This window comes from Streptococcus sp. 79, from assembly GCF_013277425.1.
In the GTDB taxonomy this organism is placed as follows: Bacteria; Bacillota; Bacilli; order Lactobacillales; family Streptococcaceae; genus Streptococcus; species Streptococcus pseudopneumoniae.
Genome location: NZ_VMMW01000015.1, coordinates 15,063 through 33,319 on the forward strand (window position 1 = coordinate 15,063; position 18,257 = coordinate 33,319).

Annotated in this window: 17 protein-coding genes and 1 pseudogene; 17 read left to right on the plus strand and 1 reads right to left on the minus strand. The window is 36.6% G+C overall.

The window, feature by feature from the left end:
* The 14 genes and pseudogenes from HT729_RS03510 to HT729_RS03580 all read left to right on the plus strand — a co-directional run bounded on the left by HT729_RS03510 (nucleotide 1) and on the right by HT729_RS03580 (nucleotide 14,462).
* Complete coding sequence (locus HT729_RS03510) at nucleotides 1-246, plus strand: hypothetical protein (protein WP_172926298.1); 246 nt, start codon at nucleotides 1-3, stop codon at nucleotides 244-246.
* Between the two features lie 77 nt (nucleotides 247-323).
* On the plus strand, nucleotides 324-731 hold the full coding sequence (locus HT729_RS03515; protein ID WP_138703165.1) for a hypothetical protein: 408 nt from the start codon (nucleotides 324-326) through the stop codon (nucleotides 729-731).
* Between the two features lie 15 nt (nucleotides 732-746).
* Complete coding sequence (locus HT729_RS03520; RefSeq protein WP_172931671.1) at nucleotides 747-1,220, plus strand: hypothetical protein; 474 nt, start codon at nucleotides 747-749, stop codon at nucleotides 1,218-1,220.
* Nucleotides 1,221-1,267: 47 nt separating this feature from the next.
* Entirely contained in the window at nucleotides 1,268-1,495 is a 228-nt protein-coding gene (locus HT729_RS03525; RefSeq protein WP_138703167.1) for a hypothetical protein, read from the plus strand.
* Complete coding sequence (locus HT729_RS03530) at nucleotides 1,492-2,841, plus strand: hypothetical protein (protein WP_172931672.1); 1,350 nt, start codon at nucleotides 1,492-1,494, stop codon at nucleotides 2,839-2,841. The genes HT729_RS03525 and HT729_RS03530 overlap by 4 nt, the downstream gene beginning before the upstream one ends.
* An 11-nt stretch (nucleotides 2,842-2,852) precedes the next feature.
* Complete coding sequence (locus HT729_RS03535) at nucleotides 2,853-7,019, plus strand: PBECR4 domain-containing protein (RefSeq protein ID WP_172931673.1); 4,167 nt, start codon at nucleotides 2,853-2,855, stop codon at nucleotides 7,017-7,019.
* A 48-nt stretch (nucleotides 7,020-7,067) separates the two neighbouring features.
* The gene (locus tag HT729_RS03540; protein ID WP_050223043.1) at nucleotides 7,068-7,376 is read left to right on the plus strand and encodes a hypothetical protein; all 309 of its coding nucleotides are present in this window, start codon (nucleotides 7,068-7,070) and stop codon (nucleotides 7,374-7,376) included.
* Between the two features lie 221 nt (nucleotides 7,377-7,597).
* A complete protein-coding gene (gene mobC, locus HT729_RS03545) occupies nucleotides 7,598-7,966 on the plus strand; it encodes a plasmid mobilization relaxosome protein MobC (RefSeq protein ID WP_172931674.1) in 369 nt (122 codons plus the stop codon).
* Complete coding sequence (locus tag HT729_RS03550; protein ID WP_172931675.1) at nucleotides 7,957-9,633, plus strand: relaxase/mobilization nuclease domain-containing protein; 1,677 nt, start codon at nucleotides 7,957-7,959, stop codon at nucleotides 9,631-9,633. The genes mobC and HT729_RS03550 overlap by 10 nt, the downstream gene beginning before the upstream one ends.
* An 88-nt stretch (nucleotides 9,634-9,721) precedes the next feature.
* Nucleotides 9,722-10,528 carry a ParA family protein gene (locus HT729_RS03555; protein WP_172931676.1) on the plus strand — a complete coding sequence of 269 codons (807 nt, stop codon included), beginning with the start codon at nucleotides 9,722-9,724 and terminating at the stop codon, nucleotides 10,526-10,528.
* A 52-nt stretch (nucleotides 10,529-10,580) separates the two neighbouring features.
* Nucleotides 10,581-10,802, plus strand: coding sequence for a hypothetical protein (locus tag HT729_RS03560; RefSeq protein WP_172931677.1), 222 nt, complete (start codon nucleotides 10,581-10,583; stop codon nucleotides 10,800-10,802).
* A gap of 64 nt (nucleotides 10,803-10,866) precedes the next feature.
* Nucleotides 10,867-11,634: pseudogene (locus HT729_RS03565) on the plus strand (Fic family protein); the annotation flags it as partial.
* Nucleotides 11,635-11,980: 346 nt separating this feature from the next.
* The gene (locus tag HT729_RS03570) at nucleotides 11,981-12,718 is read left to right on the plus strand and encodes a hypothetical protein (protein WP_050223039.1); all 738 of its coding nucleotides are present in this window, start codon (nucleotides 11,981-11,983) and stop codon (nucleotides 12,716-12,718) included.
* A gap of 421 nt (nucleotides 12,719-13,139) precedes the next feature.
* A complete protein-coding gene (locus HT729_RS03580; RefSeq protein WP_240156549.1) occupies nucleotides 13,140-14,462 on the plus strand; it encodes an ISLre2 family transposase in 1,323 nt (440 codons plus the stop codon).
* A gap of 457 nt (nucleotides 14,463-14,919) precedes the next feature.
* On the opposite strand, the gene HT729_RS11940 is transcribed toward HT729_RS03580, so the two are convergent.
* Entirely contained in the window at nucleotides 14,920-15,183 is a 264-nt protein-coding gene (locus HT729_RS11940) for a hypothetical protein (protein WP_227417586.1), read from the minus strand.
* 144 nt (nucleotides 15,184-15,327) lie between these two features.
* Between HT729_RS11940 and HT729_RS03590 the strand changes: the two genes are divergently transcribed.
* The 3 genes from HT729_RS03590 to plsX are packed head-to-tail and all read left to right on the plus strand — an operon-like array spanning nucleotide 15,328 to nucleotide 18,253.
* Nucleotides 15,328-16,497, plus strand: a complete 1,170-nt coding sequence (locus HT729_RS03590) for a pyridoxal phosphate-dependent aminotransferase (RefSeq protein ID WP_172931678.1) — start codon at nucleotides 15,328-15,330, stop codon at nucleotides 16,495-16,497.
* Nucleotides 16,494-17,264 (plus strand): DNA repair protein RecO, encoded by a 771-nt coding sequence (gene recO, locus HT729_RS03595; RefSeq protein ID WP_172931679.1) that lies wholly within the window; start codon nucleotides 16,494-16,496, stop codon nucleotides 17,262-17,264. Before HT729_RS03590 ends, recO begins: the two co-directional genes overlap by 4 nt.
* Nucleotides 17,261-18,253, plus strand: coding sequence for a phosphate acyltransferase PlsX (gene plsX, locus HT729_RS03600; RefSeq protein ID WP_172931680.1), 993 nt, complete (start codon nucleotides 17,261-17,263; stop codon nucleotides 18,251-18,253). Before recO ends, plsX begins: the two co-directional genes overlap by 4 nt.
* Nucleotides 18,254-18,257: the final 4 nt, after the last annotated feature.

Here is an 18,257-nt window from a genome sequence, read left to right on the forward strand (position 1 = left end):
ATGGAATTTTATGACTCTTATTGCGTTTTAATTGCTATAAATTGGGATCAGTATGTGTGGCTGCATCAGGAAGGCGAAAAAATAACCTGGCATGAAAATTTTGCTCATGCAGGTTTTTTCCGTGATTTTAATACAGCTAAAAGGGTAGCGGAAACTCATTTATTAGAAACTTTTGGAGCCATAGGTTTCTATAAGATTGTTGGTTTTTCTACAGATGAACTTGGCTATATAGAAATTAAGAACTAGATAGCACAATGTGTTTTAGTATTTTGTGATATAATGAATGGAGAATAAGCGATGATTGAGAGGAGTGTAATAATCCTATGAAATCTACCATAAAAAATTATTATGAAATGTGGACGAAACGGCATGAACGTCGATACAGAGAAGCCTTGGGTTACTATAACCAGCAGTCTAAAGAGGCATTATTAGCAGAATTGACAGAGCTAGAGATAAAAAAGGAAAGGAGTTCTCGCAACTGGAAATTATTGGTAGGTCTTGTATTAACCATTATTTTTTCAGATGATTTAAAACGACTTTTAGCAATTTTATTTTCACCTTTAACAGGTGTACCTACCAATAAATTGCATGAAAGTGTGTTACTGAGCATCAGTATTGCACTATTTATAGTTTTGTTATTTTTGACTATTTTAATCTATAACTTTAGCTATTCGTTGCTACTGAGACGATATCTCATTTTAAAACGCTATATAGAAGAACATTATACTTGAATATAGGAGATAAATTTGTATAGAGATCGATTTTTTGAAGTATTAGAAAGCCCTTATACGCCTTATGTGGCAATAGAATTAATTTATGCAATAGTTGTCATTTGCTTTAATCTTAATCTGGGAAATTTAAATAAGCAACTAACACATCATTTTGATATTGATAAAATGATAAATCAGAAAGATGTGTCAATTGCATCTAATATCATGTCATATGAAAATAATATTTCATGGCACTTTTTGTTTTTTGGAATCTTGTTAATTATCATTGGTTTTATAATACCTATATTATTTTCAATGATAAATAAGTCTAGTTATAAGAGAGAAGAAATAAAAAATGCCATTTGGTTTATTATTGCCATAGTCATAGTGGTTAATTTCTTTTTAATTATTTCAATATCAAGAGTTCTTTTGAGTCCAATCATCATAGCAACTTTAATAGTGTGTGCGTTAGGAGCAACATTGGGATCTCTTGCAATTTCTAATACCTAAAAGTACAAGGCAGCCGTAATGGCTGTTTTTTTGGTGAGGAGAATCAAATGAATTTAGAACAACTTAAGCAACGGCGAGATGAGCTGATTAAAGATAATGAGTTTATGGATAACTTAATTAAGGAGAAGGAAGAAGAGTTATGGGAAGTGAAAGTGAGAACAATTGCGGCTTCTGAGTTGGCTAGATCAGCATTGGAATCGGCTTTACGTTCCGCAGGTATCGTAGACACCTTTTACGGCCCAGATAACGGAAAGAAAGGAAACGAAATAGAATGAATACACTACCACAAAAACAATTTAAACGAATGAAGCGTGAAGTTGAGGAAGAAACTGCTCGAGGGATTGGTTATTTTGAGGGGATTTTAGAACATATCCCTTCTTACCCCTTATCTGAAGCAGTAAAAGAGTTGGCTTTAGCTGGTTGGATTACACCTCATACAGATGTTATCGATGTCCAGAATATGATTGTTACTGAATCTATAAAATGGATGAACTACCAGGACTTCAAAGAAGTTGCTCCCTACTTGTTTTCCTACCCTCTAGAACAAAGAGAGAAAGATTTATTGGTTCAACCAGTGAAAATCTCCAGAGAGTATTTTGAAGAATTAAAGGCCAATGCAGAAGAATTATTTCACTTGAAACAAGACTTGCTTCAGGTTAATAATCAATTAGATACTAAGATCCAGGAATTGGAGATGGATCAATTACCAAATGGCGATCAAGTTATTGGAGTGGATTTAAAAGCTGAGGAGGTATTGTTGCTACGAACTCCAGAAAATGCTCAGGTTGAGGAGTGGGAGGTTCGTAAAGATGGCTTGATTACTGATTATCGTTCCAATCTTTCAGAATATGCTCAAATTGTAGATACTTTACTTGAAATGGAGAATCCAGAGATTGATACGATTCTCTATGAAGAAGTAATCAACTATTCTAAGAAAACTTGGCCAGAATCAGAACCAATTCAACTTCCAGAAAAGATCAAGGAACTATTGAATCAAGAGGGCAAGCTTGATCCCTCATATTATCAAATAGCCCAGTTTGAAACAGTAAAACAAGCCTATATCTATGGAATGATTTCACCTAGTTTTCAGGAACATTTCCCTCATTATTCAGATTTTGTTAGGAACTATGTAGAAGATAGAGAACAATATGAGTTTTTCAACTATCGTACAGAAGTCGTTTCATTAGCTCAGGAAATTCTAGTACCACGTTTAGGAGATATTAACCAGATTTTAGGAACGAATAATCAGGAGTTAATCGTTCAAGAAGTTATTGGTTATTCTCAGGGTGAAAGCTGGGAACTAGCTTATTTACGGGATACAAAGACGGAAGATAGAGAATCCGTTCGGTTTTATCTTGAAAGTGAGATTGGAGCTTGGTATAAGGGAAGTTTGACAGAGTTGGCTGTTATCCGCTTTGATGATATTGATCTAGAGAAAGGATTTAATGGCCATCAGGAAGCAGTCTATCATATCGATGAGAACTTGTTAGTTCAGGATAAGCTAAAACAAGCCCAACTCCATTTTCCTGATTTAAAACGCTTTGTAGAAGCGGAAGAACTTGAGAAAGAACAGAGACAAGATATAGCAGCAGAAAAAGAAGAGCCAGAATTTTCATTGTAGGGGGACAACAGATGGTGTTAAGCAAAGAAGAAGCCAAAAGATTATCTATTATTTCTGTTGCAGAGCAACTAGGCATGGAGTTAAAGCGTACAGGTAGCTATAGCTATAACTGGGTAGAACATGATTCCTTTGTAATAGATGCAAAGAAAAATGAATTTTACTGGAACTCAAGAACTGAATTTGGAGATGTCATTCAGTTAGTTCAAACCATACGAGGTGTTTCTTACAAGGAGGCGATGCATTTTTTAGAAACTGGAGAATTTAAGGCAGTCGATGTAGAAGCTCAGACGGCCTCAAAAGAGCCTTTTAGCTATCACTTGGAAAGATATGAGCGTCAGGATTTCAGCGCCTCTAGACGCTATTTGAAGGCACAGAGAGGCCTTTCAGATGATACGATTAACTTTTTTATTAGCCAAGGCAGTATAGCGGAAGCAATCCGAAAAAAAGGAGACTATTTTGAGCCTGTGATCGTCTTTAAATATAAAGACAATACAGGCTTTTTAGCTGGAGCGAGTCTTCAGGGAATAGTAGAGAATCGAGAGCACTATCCTGAACGTGGGCGTTTAAAACAAATTATGAGAAATTCAGACGGACAACTAGGTTTCTCAATTGATATTGGAACTCCTAAACGTTTGGTATTTGCGGAAGCTCCAATCGATCTTATGAGCTACTATGAGCTCCATAAAGATAGGCTTCAGGATGTTCGCTTAGTAGCTATGGATGGAGTAAAAGATGGGATTATTAGTAGACGGTTTATGGAATTGTATGCAGAGATAAATGATAAATCCTATCAAATCAATCAGAATACAGGGAAAGCTCTAGAATTAGTAGCCAGAACAACAAACTATTTTAAAGATGGTCAGCATCAGGATATGATTACCTTAGCTGTAGATAATGATATGGCTGGACATAAATTTATAACTAGTCTTCAGGAAAAGGGGATCCCAGTACAGATTGCGATTCCACCTATCCTTCAGAGAGACCAGGAGAAGGAAGATTGGAATGATTTCCTGAAGGGAAGGAATAACACTCCTAAAGAGTTAGCACATGTTTATACGGTAGATGAAAAGTCTTGGTATTACCAGGGCTTTTTTGAGAAGGAACTAGCTCTTGCAAAAGCGCAAGAGCTAACTGCAGATGATGTAAAAGCCTTTGTCTCAGCTAGGCAGCTGACGAAGGAAGAAGTCCATCAGGAATATACAAGGATTGTCAATCAAGAAAAAGAAAGGAAACATACTATGTCGGAAGTACATGAAGCAGGGGCTGAGTATGAAGCGCAGGAACAAATTCAGAGCACAGAAAAAACTCCTGAGAGTACTCAGGAGCAAATGAATGATAGGGCCAGTGGTGGAGAGGGCTATTCACAGCCTGATGCTGTGGGCAGTGCCGAACCTGAAGCTGAACCATCAGCAACCTTTGAGCAAACTGTTACCAGTCACCCGACATCACCCTATCGTTACTTACAGTTTAGCACAAACTTTGAAGAAGTGCAACGAAGATATTCAAAATATCATCCAATTACGCAAGATGATTTAAAAAAAATGAATCAGTATGCAGGCTCTATTCAGAGGTCTTCTCAATGGTATTTAGAAGAGTTAGCAAATAGTAAAGTCTATTATTTTTACTCAAATAATGGAGAAGTAAATTTGTTAGATGTTAGTTTTAAACAAGAAAACTTTTTACACTTAACAGGAATCAGACCTATTGTGGAAGGGAAAAAAGCTTCAGATTTTGTAGTTGATTTTGCAGAAGGAAGAGGAAACTATAACCAAATAATGGTTAGTAATAGTCTAAAAGAAAAATTACAAGTCATTCCCATGTTGGAGGATATTCTTGATTCTAAATCGTTTGTATTGGATAACTTAGATGAGGTAAGAATAGCACAACGGCTTAATTTTTCAGAAGCTATTAAGAGTAAAGATGAAGACTTCCTACTTCTTTTCAAAGATATAGGAGAAGAACGTGTCCCTGCATCTCTTATGAAAATTAAGAAAGATTTAAAAGTTGATGTGGAGAAAACCGATGGAAAAGTTATTCTAGGTATCTTCCATGAACGTAATGGCCACATTGAACAGCTATCAATCAATGAGGACTATATTAAAGATGGGGGCAAAGAATTGCAATCCATTATGGAAAATGGCTTGTTTGAGGCAATTCAACCAAATGAGATTGACAAAAATAACTACAATGTCCGCCTTCAATGGGCAGAAAAGCATAAAGATGGGCCAATTTTACCTTTTAGCGAAACCGAGCTGGTTGATTATCAGTCTTTTGCAACAGAGCTATATAAGCAGAATAATATCTATTACGACAAACATCATGAGAGTGTAAGTGATCGAATGAACCAGGTAGAAGGTGCTTCTTATACACCTATTACAAAGGTTCAATTTGCTTTATACAGTCCTGACGGTGAACTGATTCAGGATAGCATCCGTTACAATATTGGTGAGGAGATTAATCCAATCGCTCATAAAGAAAGACTTGGTACACGAGAAATGAGAGAGCATCCAGAACTGATGAAGATAGATGGGTCATTATTTAATCAATATCATCTGGAGAGATTAGTGAGTGAACTAGATATTTCTCAGTTCAGTTACGCTTTGGAAGATACTCCTTATGCAGATCAACTATTATCTCAACTCCCTTATGGAGATTTAAAAAACAGTCCCATCGGATTTACAGATAGTAGTTACGATAGCCGTCTTGGTTTTATCTCTTTTGATGGAAGGGATAGAGTTGAAGTTGAAAATTTATCTGCTTGGTTTGAGAAGTTGGGAGTTAGAGATTCGCCTCAAGAACAAGTAGCTCTTGTAGAAAAATGGCAAAAAGAAATTAAAGATTTATCAGAAAAAGTTGAACAAACCATCGAAAACATTCGGGATGAATTTGAAAAAACACAAGTCAAGAATTCGCAAAATACACCAGATAATCCATACGAAAAAATTTATCAGTATAACCGAAAAGATGAGAGGGATCGTGATTTGGATGGTGATGGTATTTCCAATTCTGATGAGATGTTGCAGGGAACAGATCCATACAATAGTGCTTCTAACCTTCATAAAAAACAGGAAGATAGAGAAAGAAGGACAGATGTTGAAGCTGAAACTGGAGCTATTATAACCGATGCAATTGCTACTAAAAGTTCAGAACAAACCATTTCCCAGTTAGTCGCAAATAAAGATACAAAAGCTTTAGCTGAACACTTGAAAGAGGGAATGAAGAACTACTTGGATTCAGAACAGTTTAAATCATTCTTGGATACCATGAGTAAGTTTCACAACTACTCACTCAACAATATTCATTTGCTGAAGATGCAAAATCCTAATGTTTCCCGTGTTGCAAGTTTTAATAAATGGAAAACGGATTTTGACAGAACAGTTAAAAAGGGTTCAAAAGCTCTGAAGATTTGGGTTCCTTACCAAGTGAAAACAAGCATTCCTGTTAATCAAAAAGAGTTGAGTTTTTCTCCGTCTGAGAATGAAACAGAAGAGAAGGCAGTCACTGTTACTCGATTTAAGTTAGGGAATGTCTTTGATGTATCTCAAACAGAAGGAAAAGAATTGCCAAAAGCAATTCATGAATTGACTGGAGACGTTAAAGATTATGAAGATTTGTACCGAGCAGCCAAAGCTGTTTCAATGGATAATCAGGTTTCGATCAGTTTTGAAGAAATTAAAAGAGAGAGCACAAATGGTTATTACTCTCCAGATGAAAATCGAATTGTTATTTCAAAAGGATTAAAGGGTCAAGAACAGATTTTAAAAACCATTTTTCATGAAATGGCTCATGCAGATTTACATAGAGGAAGCAATGCCCAATATGGGGACGACCAATATCGTAAGCAAGAATTACAAGCTGAAAGTGTCGCTTATGTCGTGGCTAATCATTTTGGTTTTGATACGAGTAGCTACAGTTTTGGATATTTAGCTATCTGGGCGAAGGATAAAAATGGTTTTGAAGATATGGTAGAACAACTGCAGGTTGTTCAGAAAGAAGCAAAAAGTTTGATTGATCGGATGGATGCTAAGTTAGAATTAGTGAAAAATAAAACTGTGACGAAAGATAAGTTTGCTGATAAACTCCAACAGGCAAAAGAAAAATCTGAGCAGTTGGGGAATCAAAAGGCGGAGGCTGTAAAGCAGGTGGAAGAAAAAAAGTCCCTGAGCAGCCCTCGATAATGGAGGCATTGGTCCGTAGGAAGAAAAACAAAAAAGGAGAAACGGAAGATGATTGAACATCTAAAACAAGAAACTTTTGATCTTTTAATGGAGATATTTTTTGAGGAGGAGGCTACAGATTCGCCAAAAGTGAATGAAGTTAACCAGCACATTTCACGTAAAGAATGTCTCTACATTCTTCGTAGAGATATGCGAATTAAAACAAACTATGAGCTAGAAGAAGTAGAAATGTATCCCATTGCACTTAAAGAAATTGAAGGGATGAGTGATGAGAGATTTGAGCAACTCAAAGACGAAATTCTTAAAATGGAGATGGTTGATACAATGGAGCTTCTACTGGAAGACTTAAAAGTTTAATCAAACTTTTCCCTCGTTATAGAACAAGATTCCTGCTTGCAGGGATTAGGGGATTGGGGATTTCCCCAAAGATTTAAAAAGTCAAGAATAGTCAGGGATGACACCCTGACTAACTTTGACCTTTTTAAAAACAGCATTTGGGTACCCAAGTGCTAATCTTGCCAGAAGAAAAGGGGGCTGAGCCCCTCAAGCAAAATTGCCAGAATAGAGGTGGAAATTTTTTGAAAAATAAAGAAAAAAGAAAACGAATGATTCAGAAAAAAATTCGTTTAACGGAAGAAGAGGCACGGTTTATTTCAACAAAGGTTGCAGAATCTGGAATGACAAATTTTAATGCCTTTGCACGAATTATGTTGATTATGGGTGAGGTCAAAATCTTAAATTTTGAAGAATTGAGAGAACTACGTAAGGACATAAATCGGATAGGGGTCAATATAAATCAGGTCGCAAAAAAGGTAAACGAAGATGAACAGGCTAGTCTAAATGAATTGAGTCAGATTCTTGAATTGCAGAAATATTTGAAAGATACAGTCAGTCAATTTATCCAAAAACAGGAAAATCAAACAAAGGAACAAGAGCGATGGTTGTAACAAAGGTTCTTCAGATAAAAGGAGTTGCTTCTTTAGGACGATCTACAAAATATATTGAGGATGAAGCAAAGACGGTCGAGCTGACTGATACAAAAAGTTTAAATAATGCTTTACGCTATATTGAGAATCCAACTAAAACGAGTTTCTTAGAACAAGATGAACAGTTTGAATTTCCAGCAGTGGTTAAAGATGGCCGAGTAGTCAAGCAACTTGTATCTACTTATGGAATTACAGACGCTGGGACAGCGACAGAAGAATTTCTTTTGACCAAAAAGAATGCTGCTCAGCGAGCAGGGACAAAAGAACGATCTGACATTCACAATCCGAATCGGGTTTTGGCTCACCACATCATCCAATCATTTTCTCCTGAAGATGATTTGACTCCACAAGAAATTCATGAGATTGGTCGAAAAACAATTTTAGAATTAACTGGTGGACAACATGAATTTGTCATAGCGACTCACATGGATAAGGGGCACATTCACAATCACATCATTTTCAATTCCACTAATTCTGTTACATTAAAAAAGTTTCGTTGGCAGAAAAATACTGCTAGAAGCTTATTTAATATTTCAAACAAGTATTCTGATTTGGCTGGAGCTAAAATTCTCAAGGAGAGATTATGGACTAATCGAAAAACCTATCATGCCTATCGCAAAAAAAATTCTTTTCGCTATGAGATTAAATCACGCTTAGATTTTCTTTTGAAACATTCAACCTCTTTAGAGGATTTTAAGATTAAGGCACGAGCTTTAAATCTTGAAGTTGATACTTCAGGGAAGGAAATAAAATATCTCCTGACTGATCGGGATCAAACAAGAAATGTGAGGGATCGTACACTGTCCAAAAAAGGAAATTATTCTTTAGAGAAAATTTCTGAGAAAGTGGTTGCTAACGAAGTAACCTTATCTGTTGATGAAATAAAATCTGAATATGAAAAGATGGTGGCAGAACGAGAAGATGATTTTGAAATGAGAATCACAGTTGAAGAATGGCAGGTGATGGAAGAAACGAAAAATGGAATCTATCTTGAAATGGAATTTGGGCTTAGAAATAAGGGAACCATTCTTATTCCAGCTCACCAGATTGAAAGAGCAGAAGATGGCTCTTATGAAATTTTTATCAGAAAAAATGACTTCTACTATTTTGTTAATCCTGAACATGCTGATAAGAATCGGTATATGAAGGGAGAAACAGTCGCTTCCCAGTTGTCGTATGATAATGGAGAAATGATTGTTCGGAAACATCCGAAAATCTCTAGTTTGGATCAGCTTGTTCGTGAATATAATTATCTATCTGCTCATGGAGTAACAGAAGGACAGCAATTTGATGAATTGTTAAATCGTTTTGAAGAGGAACTGGAAGAAGTAGATAACTTGCTTGATAAACTAGATCAACGCTTGGGTGAGCTTAATAAAATTCAGTCTGCATTTCTTGCATTGGAATCAAGCGATCCTCAGGAAGTGAAACTAGCTATTGCTATTATGAAAGACTTGAGAGTAGATCCTAGCACTCGCAAATCTGAGATTGATAAACTTGTTAAAGAGGCAACCTTTGAGCGCCAGGCTTTGTATCAACGGGTAGAAGCAATTACAAAAGATTATAAGCTACATCAAGACATTGAGAAAAATGTGGAGCAGCGTAAGGAAAGAGAAACTTCATTGTAAAAAATAATTATAAATATAATTATAAATATGTTGACAAATATAATTATAATGGTATAATAGAAATATAGAAAAAGGATGGAGAAATAGAATGAAGATTATCACATTTGCCGCTATCAAAGGCGGTGTTGGAAAAACAACTTTGACATTTAATTATGGAGAATGGTTGGCTCGCAAAGGTCATAAAATTCTCTTTATAGATTTAGACCATCAATGTAATTTGACTCAGTGCTACAATATTTACGAAAGCAAGAATACGATTGCGAATGCCTTCAAAGGAGGTGACGTGGATATTAAGCCACTCAAGGAAAATATCAGTCTAATTCCAGGATCGGTTCAACTTGATACTGTAGAACGAGATCTGGAGAACAGCGATAAGAAAAATATGCTACTTTATCTTTGGCTAGAGGATAACTACGAAAAGAAGAAGTTGGATCAGTTTGACTATATCTTGATTGATTGTAGACCAGATTTTGCGACAGCTACTAAAAATGCTGTTGCGGTCAGTCACGCTATTATTAGTCCATTGACTCCTTCAGAGTTTGGTTATAATGCTAAATTCAATCTATCAACTCGGTTAGAAGCATTCAGAAAGGATGTAATTGACTATCGTACAAGAGAATCATACATTACTGCTGAGTTATATTTCTTAGCAAATATGATTCGACCAAACTACGGATCATCGAGAGAATTACTGGAAGCCCTGGGACTTGAAGCCAAAGAAAAGGGAACAGATAACCTTTTAGGAATTGTACCAGCAAAAGAGTTATTCAATCATTCCACGATTGATAAGATCTCTATTGCAGATATGGAGGAGAATCCTGAACTTTATCAAAAACACAAAAAGTTTTTCACTGAGCTGGAGCAGACTTTTTCAAGAATTTATGATACAATATAATTATATTTGTAAACATAAATACGGTTATAAATATAATTAGAAGGAGATTATGATGGCATTTACACCGAAAGAAAAAGAAATTTCACAGATTATTGAAGCAACTCATCAACCTGAACAGATTTCAGAGGTAGCCAACTTTGAAAGTTTTGAACGCAAAAAGCAATTCCAGTTTACATTGAAACCAAGTAATCGGAAAAAGTTAGATCAAGTTGCAAAAGCAGCTGGTGCAAAGTCTGCATCAGATTATCTTGACAAATTAATCGAGAAACTATAGTTATGGATATGTTTATAACTATAAATATATCCATAACTATAACTGCTTACTACAAGGAGAAATAATGGATTTAATTACAAGGCTCTTAGCAGAGAGAGAAGGAAAAGTACACGGTGGTATTTATGATATTACACAGAAACGCTTTGCTTATAATTCTAACCGAATTGAAGGAAGTCGTCTGACAGAAGAGCAGACTAGCTTAATTTATGAGACAAAGACGATCGCAAATATTGATGCAAAAGGAATCAAAATTGATGATTTAGTAGAAATGAATAATCATTTTAAATGTTTTGATTATATTTTAGATACCGTTAACGAGCCACTGACAGAGGACTATATTAAAACACTACATCGTATTCTAAAAAGTGGCACCAGTTCTGAGCATAACCCGATAGCTCCAGTTGGTCGTTATAAAGTGTTGCAAAATGAGGTAGGAAAAATTGCGACAGCTTCTGTTGAACAGACTGAAGATGAGATGCTTTCTTTACTGATTGGCTATGATTTGAAAAAACAAAAAGATTTGAATTACTTAACAAGCTTTCATGCACAATTTGAAAGGATTCATCCTTTCGCAGATGGTAATGGTCGAATAGGTCGATTGCTCTTGTATAAACAATGCTTAAAAGAAGGGCTTACCCCCTTTATTGTGGACGATACGAATAAGGCAATTTATTATTCAGCACTTGAAGCCTTTCAGGTTCACGATAACCGACAGCCATTATTTGATTATTTCCAATCGGAGCAACTTTTTTATATGAATTATCTTAAAAATAAAGGATTTGAAGGAGCTATTAATGATGAGAAAGAGGGGGAATTTATAAAAAAGTTCAGTGAAGAAAACAGAAAAGTAGACTTAGATGCTTTCTATAATGCAATTCAAGAAGGTGTAGATAAAGTAAATACGCAATTAGGAGCAAATATGCTTGAAATGGAAAAAACATCTGTAACACCTGGCATCAGAATCATTCTCACAGAAAATAATGCTTCGTATTCAAACAAAGAACTTAGAGCAATTATCAGTGCATTAAACAAATCTTTATATAAAATTGCCAAATCCCACGGAGTAAATAGCCCTAGATTCTACTACACTCTCAGTGGGGAAGAAGTAGCTGTGAATCGTTATGTAATGGCACCTGATGAAGTTAAGTTTTCTGGAATATTAAAGTAGGAGAACACTAATGAACATAGGGAAAATAATTAAAATAACTGAATATACTGCTTATATAGGTTATGAAGATGGAAGTTTAAAGGAAATTCCTATTGAATCTTGTGACTTTGAACCTAGTATAGGGGATTATGTAGAAGTTTATGAAGGTATTATCATAAAAGTCGACATCAACAAGAACAACATAGAGAAAAAGAACCAATATAAAAAAATAGGAATTATAGTCACTCTACTATTACTGTTTGTAATTATTGTTATAAGTTTTATAAATATTAAAGAACAAATTTCAAACAATCAAACAACTTCAAGTTCAACATCAAAACAAATTTCATCATCCAAAAAAAGTAGCTCTACCTCTTCATCTTCCTTAAAGGAAAGTAGTTCCAGTTCCTCATCCTCAGTACCATCAAAACCTAAGATTACTGTAGATAATGATAAAGCGAATTATGGTAAAGTAGACTATAACAAGTGGAATCATGATGAAATAGCCGTAGATACTAAAGTAAGAGTATATGGTAAAGTTTTACAAGCTATGGAAGATGGGAAAGCCTATACACTGCGTGTAGCCATAAATGATGACTATGATAAAATTATTTTGGTTTCTATTCCTTCTGAATACAACAATAGAGTTATAGCCGAAGATGACCATATAACATTGTACGGACTAGTAAAAGGAAGACAAAGTTATGAAACGGTCTTTAAATCCACAAAAACACTACCTCTCATGGTTGCCTATATGTACGAGAACTAGTACTACATGAAAAATAAAAAACATAACCAAATTATTCACGTTTCAGATACACATATTATCATTCGACTCCACACAAACGATACTCTAAATGTTCCTATCAATGAGTTAACTTTTAATCCTAAAGTAAACGATATTGTTGAAGTTTACCAAAATCAATATTTTCTATTGGTTGCTAGATAATAATCTTGACAACCGTACTGAGCCTGGTTCTTATATCAGGCTTTTATTTTGACCTTGAAATAGAAACAGTTGAACTTCTGATACTCAATTAAATCACTTTAGTATTTTTCAATAATAAATAGGGCGTTGATTTTAATTTAAAGAAAGAGCCTATTTTATTCTTGGAACAAAAATAAATTTGAAGACTTGTTTTAAAAATCATACAATTTTCATAAGAATTGAAAGGGAAATGAAAAATTGTATGAAACAATTTGATGAATTGAGATTTAGTAGTCAGGAACAAGAAAAGACAAAACAAAATTTTTTACAGCATATTGCACAGTATGATGAGTCGATAAGCTCTAGTATGAGATCTAAAGGATATCGTTGTAAAAATCAGTCTGAACGTACAGTAGCTTTTACATTTGGAGAAGTGACCTTTTCTAGAAAACGTTGGTATAAGAATGGTGAATGTAGAATACCAGTTGATGAAATGTTAGGCTTAGAGAAGAATGTACGTCATTCACAGGAACTATTGTATCAAGCCGCGGTTCTAGCTACAAAACTACCCTATCGTCAGGTAGGAGAGACAATTGAGATGGTTTATAATGTAACTGTCACTAAAGATACCGTCAATAAGGTTGTCAAATTAGCCAATCAATTACTAGAAGAAAAGGATGATTATCGATTTTTTAAAGAAGAGAAGAAGATTGAAAAAATTAAAGCAGATATCATCTACATAGAGGGAGATGGTGTATATGTGAAAACATCTGAAGATGGTTCTGAAAAAAAGAATATGGATTTATCACATTTTGTAGTTCATACAGGTTCAAAACAGATCAGTCCAAATCGTTTTGAGCTAGAAAATAAAAAAGAGATTATCCGATTAGATAATCGCTCAGCTCGTAGAGAATTGTTGGATTTATTGGAAAATGAATATGAAATTACAAATGAGACCGTACTAGTTACCAATTCTGACTGTGGTAAGGGTTATACACCACATGTATTTACTGAAATTGCTAAATCATTTAATGTTAAGAGGCATGAGCATTTTTGGGACGAATATCACTTGAATAAAGAAATCAAAGAATTTACAAAGTTTTATCCGAGAGAATTGAGAGAAGACTTATTTCAAGCTATTAGAGAGCATAATAAGAAATTATTAAGGCGTTCACTAGATACTATAGAATCTTTGATTAGTAGTGAAGAGGGAGAGGAAAAATTTGAATATTATTCGAGTAGGTTAATGAGGAATTTTCAGTATACGAAACCAGCGGAGATGAGAGGACTTCCAAAGGCAGGTATTGGGATTATGGAGAGCCAGCATAGAAAAATAACGTATAGAATGAAGCATAGAGGGATGTATTGGACAAGTGAAGGTGGGATAGCCGTAGCGAATATGATATTGTTAGAACGTGAAGGAAAATTAAGAGATTTATTTTTTGGAGAATGGAAGGAGGACTATGATAAGTATACGTCATTGGATCATATCAGTGCGGATAGTGTTCGTCCTAAAAATGAGTCTAAAGATTATAAACTCCCCCGTTTACATGAAAGTATAGAAAAGATATTTAAGATGAAATAACTTCAGTAAAATAACTAATATAAAAAAGCAAAAATTTCTAGAGAGATTTGGGCTTTTTTGACGTGGAATAATTGACATTTATCCTGATTTTGGTATAATAGAGATATAAAAACAACGAAAAAAGGAGTTGGAAATGAGCCTCCAACTCCGCAGAGTAACACAAACCACACTTGTATTACTCAGTCAACTAAAATGATAGCATAAGAAAAAATCATTGTCAAGGGCTGAGCATACAAAAATGTTTAGCCCTTTCGTGTATCTGCATATATTTATATGTGATTTTGGCGTTTCTCAAAAATCGCGACACATACTGGAGCCAACAATTATTTGACAAGTAGTGCTAATTATGTAACAATAATCTTACAAGAACTGTAACGAAGTCTTGGCAAAAACAAAAATACCAGAGCTCCACCTCTGGTATTTCTTTTTGTCCAGTTACATTAAAACTAAACTCAGGTTATATTTTTTTGTCGTGCTTATCTAACCACTTTCTGACTATCCACTCAGAAATGACATTACCGGTAATAGTAATCAGTAATGGTGCTAGAATAGTTGTAACGAAGATTATCAAAACCTCAATACTCTTCGAAAATCTCTTCAAACCACGCCAACGTCGCCTTGCCGTATATATGTGACTGACTTCGTCAGTCTTATCTACAACCTCAAAACAGTGTTTTGAGCAACCTGCGGCTAGTTTCCTAGTTTGCTCTTTGATTTTCATTGAGTATTCTCAAAACATAGTGTTGTAATCAATTTAAATTAACCTACTTCAATTTGTCATGCTAGCGTTATTCTATCATGTATTTTTGCGGTCGGGGGGCTTTTGTAGTATAATAGAGATACGTTTCGAAAGTAGGAGGTATCTATGGACTTAACTAAGCGCTTTAATAAACAGTTAGATAAAATTCAAGTTTCGTTGATTCGTCAGTTTGACCAGGTTATTTCGGAGATTCCTGGGGTCTTGCGTTTGACCTTGGGGGAACCTGATTTTACAACGCCAGATCATGTCAAGGAGGCGGCCAAGCGAGCGATTGACCAGAACCAATCCTACTATACAGGGATGAGTGGTCTGCTGACTCTACGTCAGGCAGCCAGTGACTTTGTTAAGGAAAAGTACCAACTGGACTATGCTCCTGAAAATGAAATCTTGGTTACAATTGGGGCGACAGAGGCTTTATCTGCTACTTTGACAGCTATTTTGGAAGAGGGAGACAAGGTGCTCTTGCCAGCTCCTGCTTATCCGGGTTATGAACCGATTGTCAATCTAGTTGGGGCAGAGGTTGTCGAGATTGACACAACTGAAAATGGTTTTGTCTTGACTCCTGAGATGTTAGAGAAGGCTATTTTGGAGCAGGGTGACAAGCTCAAGGCGGTTATTCTCAACTATCCAGCTAATCCGACAGGAATTACCTACAGTCGGGAGCAGTTGGAGGCCTTGGCAGACGTTTTACGCAAGTACGAAATTTTTGTTGTCTGTGATGAGGTTTACTCAGAATTGACCTATACAGGCGAAGCCCATGTGTCTCTGGGAACCATGTTGAGAGATCAGGCTATTATTATCAATGGTCTATCTAAATCACATGCTATGACAGGTTGGCGTTTGGGTCTGATTTTCGCTTCTGCGGCCTTTACAGCTCAGCTGATCAAGAGTCACCAGTATTTGGTCACTGCTGCAAATACCATGGCTCAACATGCTGCGGTGGAAGCCTTGACAGCTGGTAAAAACGATGCGGAACCGATGAAGAAGGAATACATCCAGCGTCGGGACTATATTATCGAGAAAATGACTGCTCTTGGTTTTGAGATTATCAAACCAGACGGTGCCTTCTATATCTTTGCTAAGATTCCAGCGGGCTACAATCAAGACTCCTTTGCCTTTCTCAAGGATTTTGCTCAGAAGAAGGCCGTTGCCTTTATCCCTGGTGCTGCCTTTGGGCGTTACGGAGAAGGCTATGTGCGTCTGTCTTATGCGGCTAGCATGGAGACTATCAAAGAAGCCATGAAACGACTTGAGGAGTATATGAGAGAAGCATGATTCAGTCTATCACGAGTCAAGGCTTGGTGCTCTACAATCGTAACTTTCGTGAGGATGACAAGCTCGTCAAGATTTTTACAGAGCAGGCTGGCAAGCGCATGTTTTTCGTTAAACATGCTGGCCAGTCTAAGCTGGCGCCGGTTATTCAGCCTTTGGTGCTGGCTCGATTTCTCTTACGAATCAATGATGACGGGCTTAGCTACATTGAGGACTATCATGAGGTGATGACTTTTCCCAAGATTAATAGCGATCTCTTTGTCATGGCTTATGCGACCTATGTGGCAGCTCTTGCAGATGCTAGTTTGCAGGACAATCAGCAGGATGCTCCCTTGTTTGCTTTTTTGCAAAAGACTTTGGAGTTGATGGAAGCGGGCTTGGATTATCAGATTTTGACTAATATTTTTGAAATTCAAATCTTGACTCGATTTGGAATCAGCCTCAATTTTAATGAGTGTGTTTTTTGTCATCGGGTTGGTCAGGCTTTTGACTTTTCTTTCAAATATGGAGCCTGCCTCTGTCCAGAGCATTATCATGAGGATGAGAGACGTTGTCATCTCAATCCCAATATCCCTTATTTGCTCAATCAATTTCAAGCCATTGATTTTGAGACCTTGGAGACCATTTCGCTCAAGCCCGATATCAAGCAAGACTTACGCCAATTTATGGATCAACTCTACGAAGAGTATGTTGGGATTCACCTAAAATCAAAGAAATTTATTGATTCCCTAGCAGACTGGGGACAATTACTAAAAGAGGAAAAGAAATGAAAAAAATCGCAGTAGATGCCATGGGGGGCGATTACGCACCTCAGGCCATCGTTGAGGGTGTCAATCAAGCCCTAGCTGACTTTTCAGATATCGAAGTTCAACTCTACGGAGATGAGGCTAAAATCAAGCAATATCTAACAGCGACAGAGCGCGTCAGTATTATCCATACGGATGAGAAGATTGATTCAGACGATGAACCTACGAGAGCTATTCGGAAGAAGAAGAATGCCAGTATGGTATTGGCGGCCAAGGCTGTCAAAGATGGAGAGGCAGATGCTGTCCTATCGGCTGGGAATACAGGTGCTTTACTAGCAGCAGGATTTTTCATCGTGGGTCGTATCAAGAATATCGATCGACCAGGGCTTATGTCGACTTTGCCAACTGCAGATGGAAAAGGTTTTGACATGCTAGACCTCGGTGCTAATGCAGAAAATACATCCCAGCACCTCCATCAATACGCGGTTCTAGGCTCCTTCTATGCTAAAAATGTTCGTGGCATTACGCAACCACGCGTTGGCTTGCTCAACAACGGAACAGAGAGTAGCAAGGGCGATCCGCTTCGTAAGGAAACTTACGAATTACTAGCAGCTGATGAAAGTTTAAACTTTATCGGAAACGTGGAAGCGCGTGATTTGATGAATGGCGTTGCGGATGTTGTTGTAGCAGATGGTTTCACGGGAAACGCTGTGCTCAAATCCATCGAAGGTACAGCTATGGGAATCATGGACTTGCTCAGGACAGCTATTACAGGTGGTGGGTTTCGAGCAAAACTAGGGGCACTCCTTCTCAAGGATAGCCTCAGAGGTTTGAAAAAACAGCTCAACTACTCAGATGTCGGTGGAGCAGTCTTGTTTGGTGTCAAGGCACCGGTTGTCAAGACTCATGGCTCAAGCGATGCCAAGGCTGTTTATAGTACGATTCGCCAGATTCGTACCATGCTAGAAACAGACGTAGTTGCCCAGACTGCGCGTGAATTTTCAGGAGAATAAAAGA